The 19,575-nt window shown below is 65.2% G+C and carries 24 protein-coding genes and 1 pseudogene; 17 read left to right on the forward strand and 8 right to left on the reverse strand.

Annotation, left to right across the window (positions count from 1 at the left end):
• On the forward strand, positions 1-260 hold a 260-nt coding region (locus ACS5RC_RS25865), incomplete at its 5' end, for a hypothetical protein (RefSeq protein ID WP_478346800.1).
• Positions 261-744: 484 nt separating this feature from the next.
• On the opposite strand, the gene ACS5RC_RS25870 is transcribed toward ACS5RC_RS25865, so the two are convergent.
• On the reverse strand, positions 745-1,164 hold the full coding sequence (locus ACS5RC_RS25870; protein ID WP_478346801.1) for an EF-hand domain-containing protein: 420 nt from the start codon (positions 1,162-1,164) through the stop codon (positions 745-747).
• A 137-nt stretch (positions 1,165-1,301) separates the two neighbouring features.
• On the opposite strand from ACS5RC_RS25870, the pseudogene ACS5RC_RS25875 reads away from it, so the two are divergent.
• Positions 1,302-1,433: pseudogene (locus ACS5RC_RS25875) on the forward strand (DUF3102 domain-containing protein); the annotation flags it as partial.
• A gap of 38 nt (positions 1,434-1,471) precedes the next feature.
• Here the strand turns inward: ACS5RC_RS25875 and ACS5RC_RS25880 are convergent.
• The gene (locus ACS5RC_RS25880) at positions 1,472-1,882 is read right to left on the reverse strand and encodes a hypothetical protein (protein WP_478346802.1); all 411 of its coding nucleotides are present in this window, start codon (positions 1,880-1,882) and stop codon (positions 1,472-1,474) included.
• A gap of 255 nt (positions 1,883-2,137) precedes the next feature.
• Between ACS5RC_RS25880 and ACS5RC_RS25885 the strand changes: the two genes are divergently transcribed.
• From ACS5RC_RS25885 to ACS5RC_RS25940, 12 genes are all read left to right on the forward strand, one after another.
• Positions 2,138-2,644 (forward strand): hypothetical protein, encoded by a 507-nt coding sequence (locus tag ACS5RC_RS25885; RefSeq protein WP_478346803.1) that lies wholly within the window; start codon positions 2,138-2,140, stop codon positions 2,642-2,644.
• A 657-nt stretch (positions 2,645-3,301) separates the two neighbouring features.
• On the forward strand, positions 3,302-4,186 hold the full coding sequence (locus tag ACS5RC_RS25890) for a helix-turn-helix domain-containing protein (RefSeq protein WP_478346804.1): 885 nt from the start codon (positions 3,302-3,304) through the stop codon (positions 4,184-4,186).
• 380 nt (positions 4,187-4,566) lie between these two features.
• Positions 4,567-4,914, forward strand: coding sequence for a hypothetical protein (locus ACS5RC_RS25895; RefSeq protein WP_478346805.1), 348 nt, complete (start codon positions 4,567-4,569; stop codon positions 4,912-4,914).
• Positions 4,898-5,302 carry a helix-turn-helix domain-containing protein gene (locus tag ACS5RC_RS25900; protein ID WP_478346806.1) on the forward strand — a complete coding sequence of 135 codons (405 nt, stop codon included), beginning with the start codon at positions 4,898-4,900 and terminating at the stop codon, positions 5,300-5,302. Before ACS5RC_RS25895 ends, ACS5RC_RS25900 begins: the two co-directional genes overlap by 17 nt.
• 291 nt (positions 5,303-5,593) lie before the next feature.
• A complete protein-coding gene (locus ACS5RC_RS25905) occupies positions 5,594-5,788 on the forward strand; it encodes a hypothetical protein (RefSeq protein ID WP_478346807.1) in 195 nt (64 codons plus the stop codon).
• A gap of 156 nt (positions 5,789-5,944) precedes the next feature.
• The gene (locus ACS5RC_RS25910; RefSeq protein WP_478346808.1) at positions 5,945-6,772 is read left to right on the forward strand and encodes a hypothetical protein; all 828 of its coding nucleotides are present in this window, start codon (positions 5,945-5,947) and stop codon (positions 6,770-6,772) included.
• Complete coding sequence (locus ACS5RC_RS25915) at positions 6,769-7,560, forward strand: HK97 family phage prohead protease (protein WP_478346809.1); 792 nt, start codon at positions 6,769-6,771, stop codon at positions 7,558-7,560. The genes ACS5RC_RS25910 and ACS5RC_RS25915 overlap by 4 nt, the downstream gene beginning before the upstream one ends.
• A complete protein-coding gene (locus tag ACS5RC_RS25920) occupies positions 7,557-7,799 on the forward strand; it encodes a hypothetical protein (RefSeq protein ID WP_478346810.1) in 243 nt (80 codons plus the stop codon). Before ACS5RC_RS25915 ends, ACS5RC_RS25920 begins: the two co-directional genes overlap by 4 nt.
• Positions 7,800-8,091: 292 nt before the next feature.
• Entirely contained in the window at positions 8,092-10,125 is a 2,034-nt protein-coding gene (locus ACS5RC_RS25925; RefSeq protein WP_478346811.1) for a phage tail tip lysozyme, read from the forward strand.
• 253 nt (positions 10,126-10,378) lie between these two features.
• A complete protein-coding gene (locus tag ACS5RC_RS25930; RefSeq protein ID WP_478346812.1) occupies positions 10,379-10,570 on the forward strand; it encodes a hypothetical protein in 192 nt (63 codons plus the stop codon).
• Positions 10,551-11,228 (forward strand): Fic family protein, encoded by a 678-nt coding sequence (locus tag ACS5RC_RS25935; protein WP_478346813.1) that lies wholly within the window; start codon positions 10,551-10,553, stop codon positions 11,226-11,228. The genes ACS5RC_RS25930 and ACS5RC_RS25935 overlap by 20 nt, the downstream gene beginning before the upstream one ends.
• 708 nt (positions 11,229-11,936) lie before the next feature.
• Entirely contained in the window at positions 11,937-12,194 is a 258-nt protein-coding gene (locus tag ACS5RC_RS25940) for a hypothetical protein (RefSeq protein ID WP_478346814.1), read from the forward strand.
• Positions 12,195-12,417: 223 nt separating this feature from the next.
• Here the strand turns inward: ACS5RC_RS25940 and ACS5RC_RS25945 are convergent, their stop codons facing one another.
• Both ACS5RC_RS25945 and ACS5RC_RS25950 read right to left on the reverse strand, forming a co-directional pair.
• Entirely contained in the window at positions 12,418-12,606 is a 189-nt protein-coding gene (locus ACS5RC_RS25945; protein ID WP_478346815.1) for a hypothetical protein, read from the reverse strand.
• A 151-nt stretch (positions 12,607-12,757) separates the two neighbouring features.
• Positions 12,758-13,012, reverse strand: a complete 255-nt coding sequence (locus ACS5RC_RS25950; RefSeq protein WP_478346816.1) for a hypothetical protein — start codon at positions 13,010-13,012, stop codon at positions 12,758-12,760.
• Positions 13,013-14,418: 1,406 nt separating this feature from the next.
• On the opposite strand from ACS5RC_RS25950, the gene ACS5RC_RS25955 reads away from it, so the two are divergent.
• The 3 genes from ACS5RC_RS25955 (at position 14,419) to ACS5RC_RS25965 (ending at position 15,890) form a co-directional block, all read left to right on the forward strand.
• Positions 14,419-15,099, forward strand: coding sequence for a ParA family protein (locus ACS5RC_RS25955; RefSeq protein ID WP_478346817.1), 681 nt, complete (start codon positions 14,419-14,421; stop codon positions 15,097-15,099).
• Positions 15,096-15,392, forward strand: coding sequence for a hypothetical protein (locus tag ACS5RC_RS25960; protein ID WP_478346818.1), 297 nt, complete (start codon positions 15,096-15,098; stop codon positions 15,390-15,392). The genes ACS5RC_RS25955 and ACS5RC_RS25960 overlap by 4 nt, the downstream gene beginning before the upstream one ends.
• 189 nt (positions 15,393-15,581) lie before the next feature.
• Positions 15,582-15,890 (forward strand): hypothetical protein, encoded by a 309-nt coding sequence (locus tag ACS5RC_RS25965; protein WP_478346819.1) that lies wholly within the window; start codon positions 15,582-15,584, stop codon positions 15,888-15,890.
• Between the two features lie 1,050 nt (positions 15,891-16,940).
• On the opposite strand, the gene ACS5RC_RS25970 is transcribed toward ACS5RC_RS25965, so the two are convergent.
• From ACS5RC_RS25970 to ACS5RC_RS25985, 4 genes are all read right to left on the reverse strand, one after another.
• Entirely contained in the window at positions 16,941-17,321 is a 381-nt protein-coding gene (locus ACS5RC_RS25970) for a hypothetical protein (protein ID WP_478346820.1), read from the reverse strand.
• Between the two features lie 34 nt (positions 17,322-17,355).
• On the reverse strand, positions 17,356-18,033 hold the full coding sequence (locus tag ACS5RC_RS25975; protein WP_478346821.1) for a recombinase family protein: 678 nt from the start codon (positions 18,031-18,033) through the stop codon (positions 17,356-17,358).
• A gap of 722 nt (positions 18,034-18,755) precedes the next feature.
• Entirely contained in the window at positions 18,756-19,259 is a 504-nt protein-coding gene (locus tag ACS5RC_RS25980; RefSeq protein ID WP_478346822.1) for a Ros/MucR family transcriptional regulator, read from the reverse strand.
• A 66-nt stretch (positions 19,260-19,325) separates the two neighbouring features.
• A partial coding sequence (locus ACS5RC_RS25985; protein WP_478346823.1) for a hypothetical protein occupies positions 19,326-19,575 on the reverse strand: 250 nt, incomplete at its 5' end.

The raw sequence follows: 19,575 nt of genomic DNA on the forward strand, positions 1-19,575 counted from the left end.
GCAGCCGCCGCCTTGCGAAGGCGGCGGAGGCCGGCCTGGGCGCTATTGCCGGCGGGGCGAGCAAGGGCATCAACGTGTACATTGTTCACGTTGATCGCCGCGGCGGATCGCCGGTCGCCGCCGTGCTCCTGCTGAACTGCCTTGTCGAACGCCACCAGCATCTTCGGATCACGGACGCAGAGTTCGCGGACCAGCTCGACGGTCCCGCCGATGCCGTGCGGGTACCGGGTCTCGACTTACTCACGGCATGCGAATGGTAGGCAGCCCTAGTCTTTCACATCAGCGGCTTGCCGAGCCGGGTCAGGAGCTGCTCATTGTGAGCGGCTGCAGTCACGAAGCTGCCGCAGGTTCGACCCGTGCTTCCTCGCCGCCTGTCACAGGCCAAGGCGGGAACGACATCCAGTCGGTAAAAGCCTCCGACGCGTAGCCGTGATCACAGGAGGCGACCCGCCAGGGCTGGCTGTCCCTAGAGGCTTCCGGATCCCACCGGATGATGGCCCGGCGGTCTGGCTCCGTCCGATGTATGGCGATGATCCAGCGACCGTCCCGCGGCGCCCGATCCATGCTCCGCCAACTCCACATTGCCTGTGCCTCGTCGCCCTTCCGGCTTGGGCACACTCAACGCTCGATCAGGTCAGACCGTTCGGTCCGCTCGACTTGGGTCGACCTCCGAAAGGCAACAACCCCGCCGCCCTACGGGTGCGGGGTTCGCGTCGCTCTATCGCTGGAGCAGCTGTTTCGGTCCTACTTCAGCAACTGCATCAGGCTCATCCCGGCCTTGGATTTGAGCTCCTTATCGTCGAGCTTCCCATCGTTGTCCGGATCCGCCGCCTTGAAGCGCTGTTCGACCAAGGCGAGGAACTCCTTCTTGTCGAGCGTGCCGTCATTGTCGCCGTCGGCGGCCTTCAGATCCTTGCGGCTGACGCGGCCCTGCAACTCGCTGGTGTCGACCGAGCCATCCTTGTCCTTGTCCCGCTTGTCGAACACGGCCTCCGCGGCGGCCTGAGCCTCCTTCACGTCGACGGTGCCATCGTTGTCGGTGTCGACGGTCCTGAGCGTGCGGGAGGCGCTTGAGGAGCGTGCCCAGGCCGACGGCGCCATGATCGCCGGGAGAGCCAGCGAGAGTGCGACAACGGTCGTTGCAATGCGAGGAAGGCGGCTCATTGGGTAAGCTCCGGCTCAGTAGTCCAGAGCGGCAATCGCTGCGAGCACATCTCGTTCCAAGGCTCGCCATCACAAGCATCGGGTGAGCGGTGAAAATGCCGAGTTATTGAAGCAGGATTGCCGATGACGTTATCGAGATCGGCCGGGCACTCCTGCGGGTGAAGGAGCGGCTGAACCACGGCGAGTTCCTGCCCTGGCTCTCGGCAGAGTTCGGGATGAGTTCGAGCGCTGCGGGCCGCTTCATGGCGGTCGCAGGACAGTACGGCTCCAAACTTCCCAACTTGGGCAATTTAGCCCCGTCCGCCCTCTACGAGCTTGCCGCCCCCTCGACGCCTGAGGAAGTCCGCGAGGAGGTCGAGCGCCGGGTCGCCGCGGGTGAACTCGTGACTGCGAAGGAAGTCGCTCGCCTTAAGCGAGCCGCTTCAGGCGCCTCGGCCGCCTTCCGGCCGATCCGGGCGGTGTCCATCTCATAGACCTTGCCGCCGCGAGCGACGATGCGGGGACCATCTTGGGATTTCCCAAGATGGTCCGACCGCAAACGGGCGACCGTCTTGTGATCGACAACGCATCGCCGGGCGATTTCGCTATCGTTCCACGCACTCCATTCCGGATCTTCGAGGAGCAGCATGACTGCTCGGCGCTTGTCGGCGTTGGAGCGGCGCAGGCCGTGGGTCGCGTTGGCGCCGGCCGAGTGCAGGATGTATGCCGCCTCGCGCACGACCTCAGTCGCCTCCTCGCCCGGTGCGGGATTTTCCCGCGCAGTCAGTTTGCGCCATAGCCAGAACGTGCGGGAAGTAATTCAGGATTTCCCGCAATATTGCGGGACTATTTCGGTCTTACATCAGAGATTTTCGCGCGTTTCTGGACCGCAAATTACAATTGCGGAGCCGTCAGAAGTGGATTTATATTCAGGGCGTCGGCCGCGATTGCGGCGCAACCGACGCCCCTAGCCACCCGATCCTGGAGAGATCAGATGGATCCCCAAGTCATTGCCGAATGTCTCACGGTAGGGAACCCCATTCCGTGCCTTTCCCGCTCTGCGGCCAGCGGGTGGACCTATTGCCGGGACCTCGTTCAAGTCGTCCTGTACGATCGCGACGAGTTCGATCGCCTTAGCGCCCTGCTCAGCGAGCTTGATGCCGCCTTCGATGCCCTGGCGGCCCCAAAGGAAGCCGATGAAGCAACGTGGCTCGCGGCGCGCCGACCTGTCTTGGAGGCCCACTCCTCGACGTACAATCTGCTCGGAACAAGCTGGTGGGTCACGCCCGACGGTGTGCAGGTCACGCCCCCGACGGACCCGAACCCGCCGCCCGTGAACATCACGCGGGAACAGCACCGGCAGCTCGTCCAGGATCTCAACGACACCGACATGCTGTGGCTGCCCCTGGTGCAGGAAGACCCGGCCCGGCTCGACGACTGGGCAGCCGCACGGCGCTCGATCCTCGCTTCCCTGTATGCGTCGCAGACGCTCGCCTTCTGACTCCCAAGGACCGGCGCCCGCCGAGGCGCCGGCATTCAACAGCAGCGTGCGGAAAAATTTGAGAATTTCCCGCACCACCCAGGGTCTTCAACCCGGTCAGCGCTGTCTTTTTCCCGCTTCCTAGATTGGCTCTAGAGAGTCCGGACGCCGGATGTTCTATGTCCCGGCGCGTTCCATTCGGGGGATATCGGCGCGGAAAGGTTTCGGCCCGTTCGCTTTCGGGGTACAAGCGCTTGTTCGCGTTTAGTTCCCCAGAAGGAGGTCACGAGATGGACACGACTCCCCGCCCCATTGCCGAAACTCACCTCCCGGCGGCTCAAGTCGGCCCGCTACTGTCGGTCACTGGAAAGACACTTCGATGCTGGCGTGCGGCACGAGTGGGACCGGCCTGGATCCGGGTCGGCGGCCGGTATTGGTACCCACGCGCCGGGATCGCCGCCTACTTGCAGCAAGTAAACGCCGTAGCCGCCTAATGCCTAAAACAGATGAAGGCGCCCCCGCTGCAACGGGAACGCCTTCTGAAGCTCTGGTCCCTCATCAAAGGTGAGCACATGTCTCATACCAAATCCGGTCGCGAACCGGAAACAGAAAATCGCACGCGTCCTCAATTTTCCCTGGACCTAGATGTGCTTCGCCTCCTGTCGGAGGAGGTGAGTCATGGCTGACGCATTCACGCGCCAGCGAGCAATCTGGCTACAGCAAGCCTCGAAGGATTTGAGGCTCACAGCGCAAGCCTTCCGGACCGCGTTCGTGCTGGCCGACCACTTCAACCGGACAACCGGCGATGCTTGGCCGTCGCAGAAGACGCTTGCCGGGATCCTCGGCGTCACGCGGAACGGCCTGAAGAACTCGCTCCGGCAGCTCGCAGAGCTGGGCTATCTTGAAGTCGAGGTCAACGGGTCAGGTCCGCGCGATCCGAACCGCTATCGAATGGTCCCGAGGGCCACTGAGAGGGGCAACGAGATTGACCCCATAGATGTCGAAAGGGACAACGAGATTGACCCCATCGAAAGCGACGAAGGGGTCATTCCTGTTGCCTTAAGGGGTCAATTTGGTTGCGCTAAGGGGCAACGTACGTGCCCCCAACCTATATTAAAGAACCTACATGAAGACCTACCTGAAGAGATATCTATCTCCCGCCCTGGCATGGGCACTCAGGTTTCTCAGGACGCGAGGCCGCAGACTTCGCTTGCGACCCTTCCGACCCAACCCCATCCGGATGCGTTCGAGACATTCTGGTCGACCTACCCAAGGCGCGTCGCTAAGGCAGCCGCGCAACGCGAGTTCGCGTCCATCCTGAAGAAGGATCGGGCATCCGCTGCCGAGTTGATCGAGGGCGCGGCCCGCTATGCCGGAGTTCGAGCCGGACAGGATCCAACCTTCACCAAGCATCCCGCGACTTGGCTGCGGGCAGGCTGCTGGGCTGACGAGCCCGAACCTACTGCATCGAACGTTGTGCCCTATCCGGGCGCGGGTGGTTCGCCCCGGCCGCGATCGGCCCTTCAGCGCGCGGTCGATCGTATTGCTGGGGTGGGACAATGAGGTCCGCTCATGCCACGAAGCCGAGGCCGGCACCCGACCTGGATCTTGGTTCGGCACCATTCCGACCACCTGCAGGAAACGATAGACCATCGGCGCCACCCATTCGCCCGACCTCTCCGCCGCAGGCACCGAACCGCCTGCGCGACGCCCTGCGGCCTATCCTTGAGCCGGTCGAGGGCGCCCGCCGAGCCTTTGAAGCGAGGGGCGACGCGTTCTGGCGCCAGTTCGATCTTTGGGAGCCGCTGAACGAGGATGCATACCGGCAAAGCCGCGATGAGGCGCTACGCCGGCTGCGCCAGCTTCCCGCTTCGGAGCTGCTGGACCGTTGGGTTCCAACATTCGCGGATGCGCTAGAGAAGAAGGCCACGATCCCGCAAATCATGCTGCTCGTGGCGCTGATGTTGGACTCCTACCCAACCCTCCGCGCTGCTGATAGCGAAACGTACGCCGACGCCCTCACCTACGTGGCCGACGATGCCCCGGAGCGCTTCTCGGCCTACGTCGTCGCCAAGGCGGTCGTCGTCGTGCTTCGGACGATGAAGTGGCCGCCGGCGCCATCCGAGTTCCTAGAGATCGTACGGCGGCAGCGACTCGAGCTGACCTGGGCGAACAGCCGCCTCCACCGCTTGGCGGAGCTGCAGGAGAATGCCTTCTGGATTGCGGTCTACTGCGGCGACAGACCATCGCCGTACCCAGTCGAGGAGGACGACGATGCGTCCCCCTTCTGACGAGCGAGATCGCCAGCACGACCTGATCCGCCAGTTGCGACGACACCGGGACTTGCTCGCGGCTCGCCCCCTGGCGGTCGTCGGGGCCGTGAACGTGGTCTGGCCCGGGCTAAGCCTGGCCGAGTTCACGGCCGCGGCCGAGACCGTCCTCGGCCGTCGCCTCCTCGATCCCGATGAGGATGAGCAGGCCGCGGACCTGGAGCATGAAATCGCTGCGGCGCTTCGCAACCCGGATGTGACGTCGCTCAAGGGTGCTGCGGCGGTGGCACGGGTGCGCGAAACCACGGTCGCCCGGTGGTGCGCGGAACAGGGCATTGGGCGCAAGGTCGGCGGGCGGTGGCAAGTATCCCGCCGGGCCCTCCGGGATTATCTGCTGTCTACGAAGTGAGATCCGTGCAGCTTTCGCATCTTTAAAGCAAACCTTCTTGCAGTTTTTGCTGGACGACACGGACAGTCCGATCGTGCATGATCGAAGCATGATCAGCACGGCCCCGATCTTCTACTCCGACAGGATGGCGACGGCACTGCCACCGGCAGTAGCCGCCGCTGTTCGCCGCGCTGCACGTCAGCAAGGCGTGCCGGTCGCGGAATATCTGCGCCGCGCTGTCGCGGCGCAACTGGTCGTTGACGGCCTAGTCCATGCCCCATCAGGCCGATCGATACTGAACCGGAGATCCCGATGAGGAAGAAGATCGTCACGACTATAACGGTCGGAACTTCGAATGGTCTGCGAAACGAGGACGGCACCCCGGTCCTGGTGATGCTGCCGCCCGGCGCGGAGGTGACGCTCGACGCCGCCGAGGCCGATGCCATCCTCGCTCGCTTCGGCGGCGAGGTCCTCGCCGAGCTACCTGACGAGGCTGACACCCAATAGAATTCGGCGCCTGCTGGCGCCAATACTGATCGCGGAGCGGGCTTTGACGGCGCCTGCGACCCCGTCGAACAGCGAAAATCTAAGCTCCTGGCTCCGCAATCAGATCATCGACGGGTCAAGTTTAGAGCGGGTCGCACCTATTATTGAGAGATACACATGAAGCCTCGAAAGACAGTCAGTCGGACAGCCGCTCTGATCGCCAGCGAGATCGCGGTCCTCGACGCCGCAGCGGCCGAGCGCGCCAAGGCGCTCGGCGCGCTCGAAGCGCAGCGTCCGGCGCTGATCGATGCCGCCGATATCGATGGGGTGGAGGCGCTAGATGCCCGCATCCGCCGTTCGCGGATCGAGGGAGAGGTCGACGACGCGAAGCGGGCGAGGCTCAAGGCCGAGCACGACAGCGCAAAGCAAGCCGAGGATTACGCCGCAGAGCAGACCGCCCGCCGCAAGGCCTACGACGGGGCGCGTCAGGGGTACGACGAGGCCTACAAGCTATTTCACGACGACTACCCGCGCCTCGCCCGCGAGATGGTCGCCCTCCTGCTCCGCGCGGGCGAACTGCGCTCGCAGATCGAAGCCGCCAACGGGCGGCTCCCGGAGGGCGCCAAGCCGATCGGGACAGATTTTGAGCCGTCCCGGGGCCGGGAGGCGATCCCAGCGAGCAAGACCCAGATCAAGCGGCACGTCTGGATCAATCGAAAAGACGGGCGACGTTCGGTCCTCGCCCCCGTTGAGCGGCGCGACGAGTGGGAGAAGCAGGTCGACAAGGAAGAGGTACCGATCGAGGCCGTGCGGGCAATTCCCCATGTCGGGATCGATCGGCTCGTGTCGCTGCCGGGCGTCGCGTTCGGCGACGCCCCGTTCTGGTCGCCGACGCCGGTCTACCTCGCGCCGCCGCCACCGCCCGCGTTCACCGACCACCGGCAATTGGGCAACATCCATCCGGACGACCGCGGCGCCAGCCCGCGCGCGAGGGCTGGCCGATGAGCGCCGCGCCCGTCCGCACCCGCGCCGCCCGCCTGCGCTCGGCCTCGTACGACGTCGACGCCAACACCGTCGAGATCGTCTGGACGACCGGCGCCGCCGTCCGACGCTTCGATCCGTGGACGGGGGACGAGTTCGATGAGGCCCTGTGCCTCGCCCCGGCTGCCGTCCGCCTCGACCGCCTCAACGCGGGGGCGCCATTCGTCGACGCCCACGATACGACCGAATGTGCCAGGGTCATCGGCTCCGTCGTGCGCGGCTCGGCCCGGATTGAGGGCGCCAAGGGCTTGTGCACGGTGCAATTGTCCCGCGCCCGGGACGTTGCCGACACGGTCCAGAAGATCCGCGAGGGCGTGATCCGGAACGTCAGCGTGGGCTACTGGGTCCACGGCAGCCGCACAGAGGAGCGGGAGGGCAGCGTCCCGCTGGTGACGGTCACCGATTGGGAGCCGCTGGAGATCTCCGCGGTCCCCGTTCCGGCCGATGCCGGATCCCAGATCCGCTCAGCCCGCGGCGCGAAGGGGCGAAGCGGGCAGACCAAGCCCGATCGCCGGACGCCCGAGGAACGCGAGTTCGACCAAGCTGAGGCCCAATGGGCCCGGATCGCCGGGAAGCCAGTTCCGAAGCGGCAGCAGAGCGAGGCGGAGCGGCTCCTCGCCTGCCTCGGTCCGGCCGCCCCTGCCGCGCAGGCCCGAGCAGCCGAGGAGGCCGCCCGCGCGCAGGAGCTGGCCGACCTCAAGAAAGGCGCCCGGATGGCGCGCCGCGCCCTCGGAAAGGATCTACGGGGATGACCGACGCCTCGATTGATCCGGCTCTCCTCGCCGCCATGCGCGCCATCGTTTCGGCGACGACCTCGCTCGCAGACGCCGCGGACCATCCTGCGTTGGCGGCGATGCCGTCTGGCGCGGTGGCGTGCTGGGCGCTCAACGACGGGTTCGAGCTAACGGCCGCCGATCTGCGGACGCTCGCCGGCGCCTTTGATCTCGTCACCCTCGCGCTTCGTCCGGCGGCGAGCGCAGCCCGGCATTGATGGCTGGGGGATTAACCCGACCACGAGTGATCGACCGAGCGGGCCCGGCGGCCTCAAGCCGACCGGGAGCGCGGGCAGTAGGGGTAGGGGGGCGGGGGGTAGGTTCTTATACCTATACCCCGGGACGACGGTCACGCACGATTGCGATAACCGGCTAGCGGTAGAATATTTTTCCAGGTTTCGCTTCGCCGACTCTCCTACCGGCAAGTTAAAGCCACAGAGCGTAGAACATCATTTTTCGACCACGCGGACCGGGCGGGGAAACGAAGTCCATTCACCGCCGAGGACCCACATGGCTGACGATCCACTTCGCCTTGTCGCTTCTGTCGAGGACCGCTTCACCGGCCCGCTGGGCAAGCTCCGCCGCGGGATCGCCGAGGTCGCCGACTCGACGAAGACGCATCTCGGCGCGATGCAGAAGGATTGGAACGGGCTCCAGCAGGGCGTCGGCAAGTTCGAGGGCGTGCTGCGCGGCGTGACCCCTGTCCTGTCCGGCCTGGGCGTGGCCGGCATCGGCGTCGGGCTGGGCATCACAGGGGCAGCGAACGCGCTCGGCGACTTCTCGCGGAAGACCCGCGATCTGTCCCTGATGTCGAAGGACATCGGCCTGACCGTCGACCAGCTCCGCACCTTCGAGGCTCTGGGCCAGCGCTTCGGCGTCGCCGCGGACACGATGGCAGGCTCGGCGAAGAACTTCGCCGGTCAGATGTTCGAGATCAAGCGCCACGGGGAGACCTACGTTCAGCTCCAGGGCATGAACCTCGCCAAGCTCGCCGAGGACCTTGCCAGCAGCAAGACGATGCAGCAGGCGATAGAGCGCGGCATGGAGGGCTTGCGCAACATCCCCGACGCCGAGGTCCGCCGCCGCGTCTCCCGGATGCTGTTCGGCACCGACGACATCGGCCTGATCGCGAGCAACCTCACTGGATCGATCAAGGATACGTTCAAGAGCGTGTCCGAGTCGGTCGGCCACATGAGCGCCGAGACCGAGGAAGCGGCGAAGAAGTTCCAGAACAGCATGAGCCGGATCAGTGAGGCCGCCGAGCGCGCCAAGCTGAAATTCATCGGCCCGTTGCTCGGTGCGATCGAGAAGGGGATCGAAGCCGGCGACCGGAACGGCATCCGCGGCAACGAGGAGGCCATGACGGGCAGCCTCGATGAGCGCCTGAAGCGCGCCCAGGCAAAGCGGGACTTCCTGGCGAGCGAGGCCGGGGGCGGCCCGGCGAAGAACGGCGACCGGATCCTCGGCCTGGAGAAAGAGATCCGGAACCTCACCGAGGAGCTTAAGAAGGTCCGCGAGGGCGTCGGCGGCTCCGTCTCGGCAATCCCGATGAGCTTCGCCGGCCCCGCCGGCAGCGGGTCTCTGATCCAGAAGGCGGCCTGGGGCGGCTTCGGCGGCGGACCGCTCGGTGGGTACTCCGGCGGGCTTGGCGGGGCTGGTGGTGGATTTGGCGGCGTTCTCGGAGGCGGCGGCAGCCCTGGCGCACCGGGCGGCCCGGGTTTGCCTGGGGGCAACCCGGGCGGCGGATCCGCAGCCGACGTCCCGACCCCGCGCGGGACGGGGCGCGGCAATGCCCGCGCGGCCCGGACCGGGCAAATGATGGCTTACGCGATGGACCAGCTCCGTCGCGAGGGCGTCCCCGAGAGCCAGCTCCGGACGGCCGCGGCCCATCTCGTCGGGCAGGCGACGATGGAGAGCGGCCTCGACCCGAACAAGGTCCACGATGGCGGTACGGGCTATGGGATCTATGGCGCCCGCGATCCGAAAGGCTGGGGGAACTACCGCGGCGCTCGCCGTAGCGCGATGGTCCGGTGGCTCGAAGCCAACGGCTACGCCCGGAACTCGGCCGAGGGGCAAATGCGCTACATGACCCATGAGGCGATGACCGGCGGCTACCGAAAGACCCGCCGGATCCTGATGGGCGAAGGAACCGGCGACCTCGACCGGGACACCAACACCATCACGGGCGAGTTCGAGGCGCCGCAGTTCATCAACCGGCGCTCGGGCGCGGTCCGGAACGCCCTACGCGCCGGACCCGAGGCCATCACAGTTGGCGAGGCCGGCGGCTCCCGCGGCCAGGGCATGTCGCGCCTGAAGGATACGGACATCGAGGTCCCTGGCTCGGGCAAGCGGGCCGGCGATGCCTTGATGAACCGCATCTACGGCGAGAGCGCCCCGTCCGCCCGAGGCGGCAAGGGGAGCCTGCACATCACGCTCGACGGCTTCCCAGCCGGCGCGCGGGCGCGGGCCTCGATGGACGACCTGTTCTCGGACACGAAGGTCGAGAAGAAGCCCCGGTCGCAGATGGACATGCGAGATACCTGAGAAGCACGAAACAGCTTCGCAGATCTCTCTTAGGCAAGCTGCTTTCTACGGTAAGCAGCTCTACGTTTAGACAGCAGGTGGCAGCCAGGACACATCGGCGACAGCGCAAAGCGCTCGCTTAAATTTGGCTGTCCATAAGTTAGCGAGAAGGGCTACGAAGCACGTAGCCCGGAGTTGTATCGTCTCTGCCCTCGCGGTGTCACAGCCCGGCTGGGCTGGAGAGATCGAGGGCAAGGGTTATCGAGGTCAGGCCATGACAGACGCACTGAAGCAGCTTTTAGAGGCAGCGCAGCACGCCCAGCCCTCGCCCGAGCATCGCGAGGAGCAGCGCCGGAGTTTTGCCTATGGCAACACGCATTTCGAGAACCGACTGATCACTCGCGAGATGGTGGACCGCCAAGCCGACGAACTCGCGAAGGAGCAGAATGACCACCGTGGGGCCTGAGAAGCGCGATAGCCGCGCACTCGAACCGGACCTCATTACGGATCCACAGGAGCGGGCGGAGGCCGAGGCTCGGAACGGCCTCCGTCAATACGATGCCGGCATTGGCACCGTTCAAGAAGCCCTGGATCGCGGGGGTCAATTCAGGCTGCGGCTATCTCTAATCTTGGCCTTACATCGTGAGGCTTTGCGCGGGATCAGCATGTACGCCGGTAATTTCCGACCTGGCGGCGTAGAAATTAGTGGAAGCAAGCACGCCCCGCCCGAGGCACATCTCGTTCCCGCGCATATTGAAGATATGTGCGATTACGTGAATGATAATTGGAACTCAGCGACACCGCTACATTTAGCATCTTATATTATGTGGCGACTCAATTGGATTCATCCATTCGCAGATGGAAACGGTAGAACATCACGAATTGTTTCATACGTGGTACTCTCAATTCGGGCTAAAGCGGTTTTACCCGGTACGCCAACGATCCCGGATCAGATTGTAGACAACCGGCAGCCATATTTCGAAGCCCTTGATGCTGCGGACGCGGCATGGGCTGAAAACCAACTCGATCTTTCAAAGATGGAGCAGTTGCTCGGGCGCCTTCTTGGAAATCAGCTTGCTTGCTTTTGGCAGGAAGCAGGGGGCCATGAGAGCGCGCAATATTAACAATCTATACGAACATAACAAACCCTTAGAATGCTAATCTACAATTCAGTCATGAATTATCTCCGACGACGGATCTGATAGGGCAGTCATAATTTCTATGCTCCGGCCACGCTAGCCAACTCCCATGCGCACCCTATGTTCTGCATCCGTTCCCAAAGGATGCAGGGGCGGCAATGAGCAGGCGGCGAGTGTTCGTCCCAGAGCAGGAGATCCGCTTCCTGGAGGAAGCTGGCCGCTGGCGCTCCCGCTGCATCGACGTGCTGAGCCAAGCCCCAATCCAGAGTGACGTGTACAAGGCGACAGGGGCCATCCTAGACGCGATCGATGGGCTAGCCGAGGCTGTCACAGGCGACCGGGGGCGCTTCCACATGAAGCCGGCAACGACACCCGGGCCTGGCTCGAAATAGATCCGTTCGCCGGCTGGCCGCTCTCGTCCTCAATCGGCGGAGCTAGGTGCGGTACGCAAGACCCCGGGCGACACGCGCGACACAGGATGCCGCACGGCCAAGCTGGAGCCTGCATGTTAGCGTCAGGCGTCGATATCGGTGCGCTTTCCCTCATCGAGATCGGCAGCGGGCCGGACGACCCGGGTCGTGCCACCCATCCGTGTTGTCCGGCTCGCACCTTCGGTATTCGACGCGGAGCCTGGTGTCACACACTGCGGCGGGCAGCGTGCTAGAGGCCCCGGCTCTACTGCCAGGACGAGCCATGCCCAAGCAACCCGACGACCAGAAGCTCAAAGCCGATGCGGACGCTACAAGCGCCAAGATCGCGGCACACGTGGCCAAGCTTGCCGCCAAGTTTCGCGAGAAGGCTGCGTGGTCGAGCGAGAAGGTCAAGCACGTCAAGAGCGACGAGAAGCGGGCCATGCATCGCCGCCGGTTCGAGCTGTACGGCGACGCGGCCACAGACCTGGAAGAGCGGGCTCGCCAGATGGGCAGCGGCCGTGACGGTGCCGACGAGTAGGGCTGACGGGACAGAGAGTTTCGAACGGCCCTGAACGTCATCAGAGCAGGTGGCGCGTTCTGGCATTCCAGATACCATGCGCGGGTCGATCTTCTGACGCGGATCGACGGGCCTGCGCGCACATTCCGTGCCCTTCCTGTGCGCTCTCGTTTCAAGGCACCTTCAGCCCGCCCGGCACCCGCCGCGGCGGGCTTTTTCGTACCTCCCTGACCTCCGTTGAGATCTAGTCGGTCTCTTTTGCTGCACCCTGATAGATGGTCCGCTGGACGATGTTGGGTCGGGAACCCGGCTGATCCTCAAGACGGATCTTCGCTTCTGAGCCGCCTTCTATGGGCCAAAGCGCGATAATGGTGCCGAATACATCAAGGTCATCAATATAGATGCTTTGCCCGCAACTGAGGCGGCTACGCAAGATCCGTTCTCCAGGCATGGCCAGCCCCGCGAAACCAATCCTCAAGATCCTTACGAACTCAGCAGCAATTCGTCTGCGGATAACCCCATCCCGATGTTGCTACGTCCACGTCTTTTTAGCCCTATCGCTGAGGGGCACCACAGCTTGCCTATTAGGACGTGAGCTTGGGCATCGAGGCGTCTGCACTGTCGCGATAGGTGACGACCGCCAGCCCCGCCGGCGTCTGTCCGCAGTCGCAGCAGCGCATCCGGTGAGCCACGTCGATCACCGGCTCGTCCGCGACGGCGTTCAGCTCGTCCCAGGTTCGATATGTGCCGCTGCGGCAGTCGGGGCAGCGCATGATGCGCAGGCCACGATAGCCCTTGGCAGTCCAGTCGGAGACAGTCTGTGCCTGGGGGCAGGTCATTGAGCCCTCCTATGGCTGGCGGTTACGGGACCGCTCATATCCAAGCCCGATGACGGGGCGAAGGCACCTGCGTTCGTCATACCGTCCGGGCGCGTGCGCCTATCGCATGGCTCGCCCCGCCCGCGACGGACCCGCCTGCGAATCTCGCTGACCCGCCGCGCGAGCCCGACCCTGCCCTCCGGCAGCTCTTCGCGACGGCTCCGCTGACCGATTCGAGCCCGAACTAGGAACCTTGGTATTCGTGGTGGCCGGGGAAATAGCACCTCCCCCCTGCCCTTCGGACCGGCGGACAAGACGGTTCCAGGCTTGCCACTCGCAGCTGACGATCCGGACGATGCTCGACAGGTTGCGCCAAGCCGACGAGCGGCGCTCCTCGACCGTGATAACCCCGAGATCCCGGGCCCGGCGTAGGGTCGCCCGCACCGTCGACCGGCTCACCCCGGCCAGGGCCGCGATGTGCTCGTGGAAGAGCCGGCAGTCGCCCCGCTTCGTCGTCTCGACGGCTACGACGGCCAGCACCGCCTGCTCCGCCAGGGTGAACAGCGCGGCCAGCTGCGGCGGGAGGCGGCCTGAAGCCGCCCACCGCCGCCGCCGCTCCATTGAGGCGTCAGTACGCGGGCGAGAGCCGGTCCGGCGAGGCAAAGCGCTGCCGAGCTGCTGAACGCCGCCAGCGGCCATCGTCGGCTGTTTTTGCGCCCCTACCGATCCGACGACCTTTCTCGCCTCGATCAGGCCGGACAGCTCCTCGGCTTCGGCCTCCGTCACCGCCCCGGCGCCGAACGCCTTCCATAAGGCCGCCGTTAGCTCCGGCAGCCTATCCCGCGGTGCCGCCTCGACGGCCGCCCGCATCTCGAATGCAAACAAAGCTCCGCACTCCTGGTCGCGAGACCAGCCGCAGGGGCGCGGGCGCACTGGGCAAAGCTCCGCCGTCGCCAAAAACACGCGTTTTCGGCTTGACGGGAGGCTCGGATTTCAGGAGGATCATGATTGCTCAGATCGATGATCTTCCCGGTTCCGGCCGGGTGCGAACCCGCCCTCGTGGCGGGTTTCGTGTTTCTGGGCTTCCGCCCTCCTCTGATCGACGACTCGGGAGGAGCCGCCGTTAACCGTGACTTTGCGGTGACGAACGCGGCATGGCAACACCCTCCGCTACCAAGCCGGCAGTCAGACACCTTCGTGCGTGGCTGATAGGTCCTGCTCCAGGAGGCTCCCGTATCCTCGCTAGCGCTAGCTATCATTGCATAGCCTGTGCTCCCCGCTGCTATCGAGGCATCCCCTCTGCGCGCGCCCAGTACGGGATGGAACGGTTCAGGGGGCGCCCCTAGGGTCGGGCAGGGAATTAACGGTTCGCTAACCTCGCCATCCATACCCTGATGCCTTCGATCATTCGGCAGGGGACGATCCGCATGCCGGTCATAGCAGTGGCCAACCCCAAGGGCGGGGCAGGGAAATCGACGACGGCGCTGGTTCTGGGCACGACGCTCGCCGCGCACGGCGCCAGCGTCACACTCCTCGACTGCGACCCGAACCGCCCAATCGCGGCGTGGTCCCGCGGCGAGAGCCGGACGGGCATGAAGGTGCTCGCCGACATCAGCGAGAGCCAGATCGTTTCAACGATCGATGCCGAGCGGGCAGGGCGGCAGTTCGTTGTGGTCGACCTTGAGGGCACGGCGAGCCGGATGGTCTCCCGTGCCATCATGCGTTCGGACCTGGTGCTGATCCCCATGCAGGCTTCGGCCGTTGATGCCGCCCAGGCCGCGCGGGCTGTGAGCTTGGTTCAGGAGGAGGAGCAGGTTGTCGGACGGGCAATCCCTTTCCGGGTCCTGTTCACCCGAACCTCGCCGGCGATCCCCACGCGGAACGAGAAGATGATCATCGACGAGCTGCGTGGGGCCGGCATCCCCGTCCTCACGACGCACCTCAACGAGCGGGCCGCCTACAAGTCGATGTTCACCTACCGGTGCGCGTTGGCCGAGCTTGATCCGACTCTCGTGAATGGCCTGCCGGCCGCCGTTGAGAACGCTGAGCGCCTTTCGAGCGAGATCGTGGATCTGGTCAGCAGCCTGAACGTGAGGGCCGCCGCATGAACGCCAAACCGTCCTTCGGCTTCGGCAAGCTGGCCGAGATCCAGCCCGATCCAATGCCGCCCGTCCAAACCGTTGCGCGCGAGATCGACCGGGTGGCCGAGAAGCTCGGGTTCCAGAGCCGGGAGGTGCCCATGCGCCGCAAGCGGCGGGTGGCCGTCGACGAGCCTACGGATCAGCTGAACCTCCGCGCGGCCATCGCGGACATCAACCGCTTCGTAGAGTGGTGCGAGGGCGAGCGTATGTCCTACCGCGAGGGTTTTGGCCGGCTCGTCGCTAAAATCGGGCAGGCCTGAATATGATCGAGGTGGCGCTTGTTGCGGTCCTGGCGGCGGCGCTGAGCGCCGCTGCTGCCGGTGCTGTCAGCGGGTCTGACGCTCCGTGATGACAGCCGCCTTCCTCGTAATGCTCGCCGGCGCGCTCGGCGCAGTAACCATCATCGTGGCAGCACAGCCGCCTCTGATCAGCCGCCCACGGTGGTGGCCGTGAACCCTGCCGTCCTCAACGAAATTCGTGACATGGTCGGGGAGCATCAGACCGTCTGTCTTCTCACCCACTTCGCCGCCGATCTCCGGAGGCGGTTCGCCTCGACCAGCCCAGACGATCTTGCATGGGACGCGCATGCAACGATCTCGACCGCTGGCCAGCTCGGCTTTGTCAGCCTGTCGAACCTCTGCCGTGAGATCGAGGAGGCGTGCCGAACCGGCGCCGATGTGACACTCCTGCGATTGCGGCTCGACGAGCTGTGCCGCCAGACGCTCTGCAAAATCGCCGATCTGCGTAGGGCGGCTTAGGGACCTTCTTCAGCTCGTCGAGATAGCGGCCCTTGTCGAGATCGGTCCCCGCCACGAGCGCGAGGGCCGGCGCGATGATCTTCTCGCCCCGTGCCGCGTCGCGCTGAACGGCTCTCTTGCTCCGTCCGGTCGCCTTCGCGGTCGCGTCATTGAACGTTGGCGCCAACTTGGCGCCAACGTCTCTGCCCATTGCCTTGTTGGCAGCAGCCGCCCGGACACTTCCCGCCTTCGCCTCCGGGTGCAGCGTCTCGTAGATCTCCTTCCGCCTCGCGACGCTCCGGGCGCGCTCGGCGTTCGATAGCTCCGCCCGCATCAGGTTCGGTGATCCGAATGTGATGCGACGTGGGCGCAGCGTGGCTGTATTGTCCCCCCGTCGATCGCCTTTGCGAGACGGCGATGCTTCGGTCCACCCTAACCCGTGTGGGCTGGGCTTCGACTCCCACCTTCGCCCGCCCGGTTCGCCGCGGCGGGCTTTTTCGTGCTGAGTGTTCGCGGATTGATCTATCGCAAGGCTGCGACTGCCAGGCTCAGCCAATCTCGCCACGTGCTCTATCGGCCGACTACGCCGGAGCGTGACGCGAGCGACTGGTGCTGTGGCGCAAGCCCAGGGCCATCTTGTACGAACCCCTTCGGCTACGCTGCGCCCGCGCCATTCCATAGCGCCTGCCACTGCCGCCAAATTGAGATCAGGGCGTCGATTGCCTCGTCGCATGTGCCAGTGACGCTACGAGCTTCATCCCGATCACCATGAGACGGACCAGGAAGAAAGCTCAGCAGCCGCTGCACACGCCACCCATCGTCTTTTTCGTTCTCGCGTCCCAGGCCTTCCCTTGATCCTCGAAGGCCTTCTGAGCCTTCTGCCGCGTCTCAAGCGACCCCTTTATGGTCTTAGGCGGTGGATCGATGCTCCCGGTGATTGGCTGAACACCGACGGGCTTTGACTCCCCAGGCGCAGGTCCAGCCGCAACAAGGAGAAGCAAAGCCGAGGGCACAACTACAAGGCGTAACATCGGAGCACTCCAAAGCGGGCTCTGATGCGCGCCTATCTACTCAACGCGTGAAGGCCCAGATCGGCACGCCCTTTGGCATACCGGGCTTATCCCTGCGATAGGTCAGCAGGTCGAAGGAGATGGTCTGCGCGTTGATCCCGCGGACCTCTCGATCAGCCACGACCAAAGCACCGCAGTGATCAGGCCGTAGCACGCCCGCCTGCGGATGAACGCCGAACAGTTCATGCGTTTGCCAGCCCAGATCCACGGCCTGGGCCCCAAACTGGTCGAGGAAGGCGAGCATGTGACCGTAGGTGCGGACCCAGACCGCGCTGACGATGCCTGGGCAGGGGGAAACGGTGGGCTTCAGGCGCTCGACGCCTTCGCGCCAAGCCTGGAGATCCGGAGGAGAGACAAGGACGAGTGCGGGGGAAGCAGCCATGCAGCCCTGATGGACCGGCCATCTTGCTCGACCCTTACCGTGTGGCGGTCGAACCGGCTCCCTGTACGCGCCGGACCTGCGTCGCCGACCATCCCCCGCCCCGAGGCGCCGGGATCCCGCGCGCGTTGAGGGCTGCCGCCTTCTCCCGCAACGACGCCGCGCCGGCCGCCTCGACATCACGGAGGATCGGCGCGAGGTCGGAGGCCCGGGCTGCGCTACGGCGCGCCCGAGCCTCCGCCGCGCGCTCGGCGCCAAGCTGTTGGTTCCGCAGGTTCGCAGGATTGCCCAGACGCACGCCCCTGGCCTTCGCAGCCGCCAGCGCAGCCTTGGTCCGGGCGGAGATCATCTTGCGCTCGGCCTGCGCCACCACGGCCATGATGCCGACGACGAGTTCGTTCGCTTCCGGCATGTCGGCCGCTACGAACCGCACGCCGGCCTTCTGGAGGTTGAGCAGGAAGGCGGCATCGCGCGAGAGCCGATCGAGCTTGGCGATCACCAGCGTGGCCCCGTGGAGCCGGCAGAGCGCCAGGGCCTCAGTGAGGCGAGGGCGCGCGTCCCGCGCCCCGCTCTCGACCTCAACCAGCTCGGCGACGTGCCGCCAGGAGCCGCCGGCGAGGAAGTCGGCTACCGCCTTACGCTGAGCCTCCAGGCCGAGCCCTGAGCGCCCTTGCCGCTCGGTCGATACGCGCAGGTAGGAGACGAAGGCGCCCAAGGGCTGCTCCCGTGTGACGTGAAGCTGCACCGTCGTTCAAGGTGCCGTCACAGCAGGATCAGGCTCGTCCGTTGACGGACCGTTAACCGTTGCGGGCGCGCCGCAGGGACCGGCTTCCTTGGGCGTACAGCTGTTTCGTCCCTCGCGGGCGGGACAGATCAGGCTATGGTTCAGCCCGCTCCTAGCCGGTTCAGCCGCCATGACGACCGTCGCACAGAACCTCCTCCGGCAAAACCGAGAGGTCGCTGCCGTGCTGGGCACCTCGGCCCTGTTCTTCGCCGGGTTGTTCGCGGTGGCCTGGGCGATCGCCTGAAGCGCGGACACTACGGATTGAGCGCGTGAACGGAGACGTGCTTAGCCTGCGCCGTCGCTCCGGTCTCCACATCGTTGCGAGACCGAACTACAGCCGGGCCGAGCTGATGCCCCCCCTGAGGCTCGGCCCGGCCTTTCAGCCGAACTGTCGTGTCGGCGACCGGTGGAGCCGCCTAGCCCGCGCCGCTGCCCTCATGAACACCGCGTAGTTCTCCGCCTCATCCTGGCTGAGGCCCTGGACCAGAACGTCCTCACCGTGTGCGACGGCGTGCGTGCCGTCGCGCGATGATCGCAGCTCGATCTTCCGCATGGTCATCCCCCCTTCGAAGGGTGCATCTGCCGACTGCTGCGGGCCGCAAGCGCCGTATGGAAACAACGCTGGCGCCTGCGACCTGATCCAACCGCCTGTCCTACTCGGCCGGCTCGGCGTTCCTCTTCGCCCGGCCTCGACCCTTGGACGCTTTCGCAGCTGGTTCGGCAGGCCCAGCTTCCGAAGCGGGCGCCGTTGCCCTCCGACCCAGCCCAAGGCCCTTAGCGAGCGCCGAGCGAGCGACGGAGTAGTTCGGTGCCGTAGTCGGATAGTCGGGCGGCAGACCGTAGCGCACCCGGTAGCTGGCCGGATCGAGCCCATGCCTTGTCAGGTGCCGCCTCAGCACCTGGTAGGATTTGCCGTCGATGAAGGAGACCAACCCATTTGGTGTGATGCTCTTGCGGATCTGGGCAGGCGTCGGCTTGTCGGCCGGCGGTTCCTCGACTTGAGCGGGCTGGCCTAGACCACCAAACGCGGCATGCACGCTCGCGATCAGAGCAGGGATTTCGGCGGGTTGAATGCGATTGTTCGACAGATATGCCGACACGATTTCGGCAGTGAGTTCGACATGATCGAGCTGATAGTCGGATGAAACGCTGTCCACGATATTCTCCAAGCGCGCATGGCGTATCACTGCATACACGTCGGCTGGAGTAAATGAAGCCCTCCGTTAGACCATATCAACATTACATACGCGATCTGGTTCGGTTTTACGTATTTCGCGGGCGGAGCGGCGCAAAGATATGCGCCCAGTTTTGCACATTTCTATCTCGACACGTTCCACCCCGGCGGCCTTCTTCCGGAAGCCCATCTCGATCGCGGCGGCGTTGACGGAGATCTTCCCAGCCTGGACATCCGCGAGCAGAGCGCAGGCCCGCTGGTCGCCGGCCTCCGCCGCCTTGCGAAGGCGGCGGAGGCCG

This window comes from Methylobacterium sp. HJ2 (assembly GCF_056431005.1).

Bases quoted from the DNA above. Each gene is read 5' to 3' on its own strand.
- ACS5RC_RS25905 (WP_478346807.1), top strand. From the start codon at position 5,594: ATGAGGAAGAAGATCGTCACGACTATAACGGTCGGAACTTCGAATGGT.
- ACS5RC_RS25885 (WP_478346803.1), top strand. From the start codon at position 2,138: ATGGATCCCCAAGTCATTGCCGAATGTCTCACGGTAGGGAACCCCATT.
- ACS5RC_RS25895 (WP_478346805.1), top strand. From the start codon at position 4,567: ATGCTGCTCGTGGCGCTGATGTTGGACTCCTACCCAACCCTCCGCGCT.
- ACS5RC_RS25940 (WP_478346814.1), top strand. From the start codon at position 11,937: ATGCCCAAGCAACCCGACGACCAGAAGCTCAAAGCCGATGCGGACGCT.
- ACS5RC_RS25935 (WP_478346813.1), top strand. From the start codon at position 10,551: ATGACCACCGTGGGGCCTGAGAAGCGCGATAGCCGCGCACTCGAACCG.
- ACS5RC_RS25890 (WP_478346804.1), top strand. From the start codon at position 3,302: ATGGCTGACGCATTCACGCGCCAGCGAGCAATCTGGCTACAGCAAGCC.
- ACS5RC_RS25915 (WP_478346809.1), top strand. From the start codon at position 6,769: ATGAGCGCCGCGCCCGTCCGCACCCGCGCCGCCCGCCTGCGCTCGGCC.
- ACS5RC_RS25960 (WP_478346818.1), top strand. From the start codon at position 15,096: ATGAACGCCAAACCGTCCTTCGGCTTCGGCAAGCTGGCCGAGATCCAG.
- ACS5RC_RS25900 (WP_478346806.1), top strand. From the start codon at position 4,898: ATGCGTCCCCCTTCTGACGAGCGAGATCGCCAGCACGACCTGATCCGC.
- ACS5RC_RS25930 (WP_478346812.1), top strand. From the start codon at position 10,379: ATGACAGACGCACTGAAGCAGCTTTTAGAGGCAGCGCAGCACGCCCAG.
- ACS5RC_RS25920 (WP_478346810.1), top strand. From the start codon at position 7,557: ATGACCGACGCCTCGATTGATCCGGCTCTCCTCGCCGCCATGCGCGCC.
- ACS5RC_RS25950 (WP_478346816.1), bottom strand. From the start codon at position 13,012: ATGACCTGCCCCCAGGCACAGACTGTCTCCGACTGGACTGCCAAGGGC.
- ACS5RC_RS25955 (WP_478346817.1), top strand. From the start codon at position 14,419: ATGCCGGTCATAGCAGTGGCCAACCCCAAGGGCGGGGCAGGGAAATCG.
- ACS5RC_RS25925 (WP_478346811.1), top strand. From the start codon at position 8,092: ATGGCTGACGATCCACTTCGCCTTGTCGCTTCTGTCGAGGACCGCTTC.
- ACS5RC_RS25910 (WP_478346808.1), top strand. From the start codon at position 5,945: ATGAAGCCTCGAAAGACAGTCAGTCGGACAGCCGCTCTGATCGCCAGC.
- ACS5RC_RS25870 (WP_478346801.1), bottom strand. From the start codon at position 1,164: ATGAGCCGCCTTCCTCGCATTGCAACGACCGTTGTCGCACTCTCGCTG.
- ACS5RC_RS25970 (WP_478346820.1), bottom strand. From the start codon at position 17,321: ATGGCTGCTTCCCCCGCACTCGTCCTTGTCTCTCCTCCGGATCTCCAG.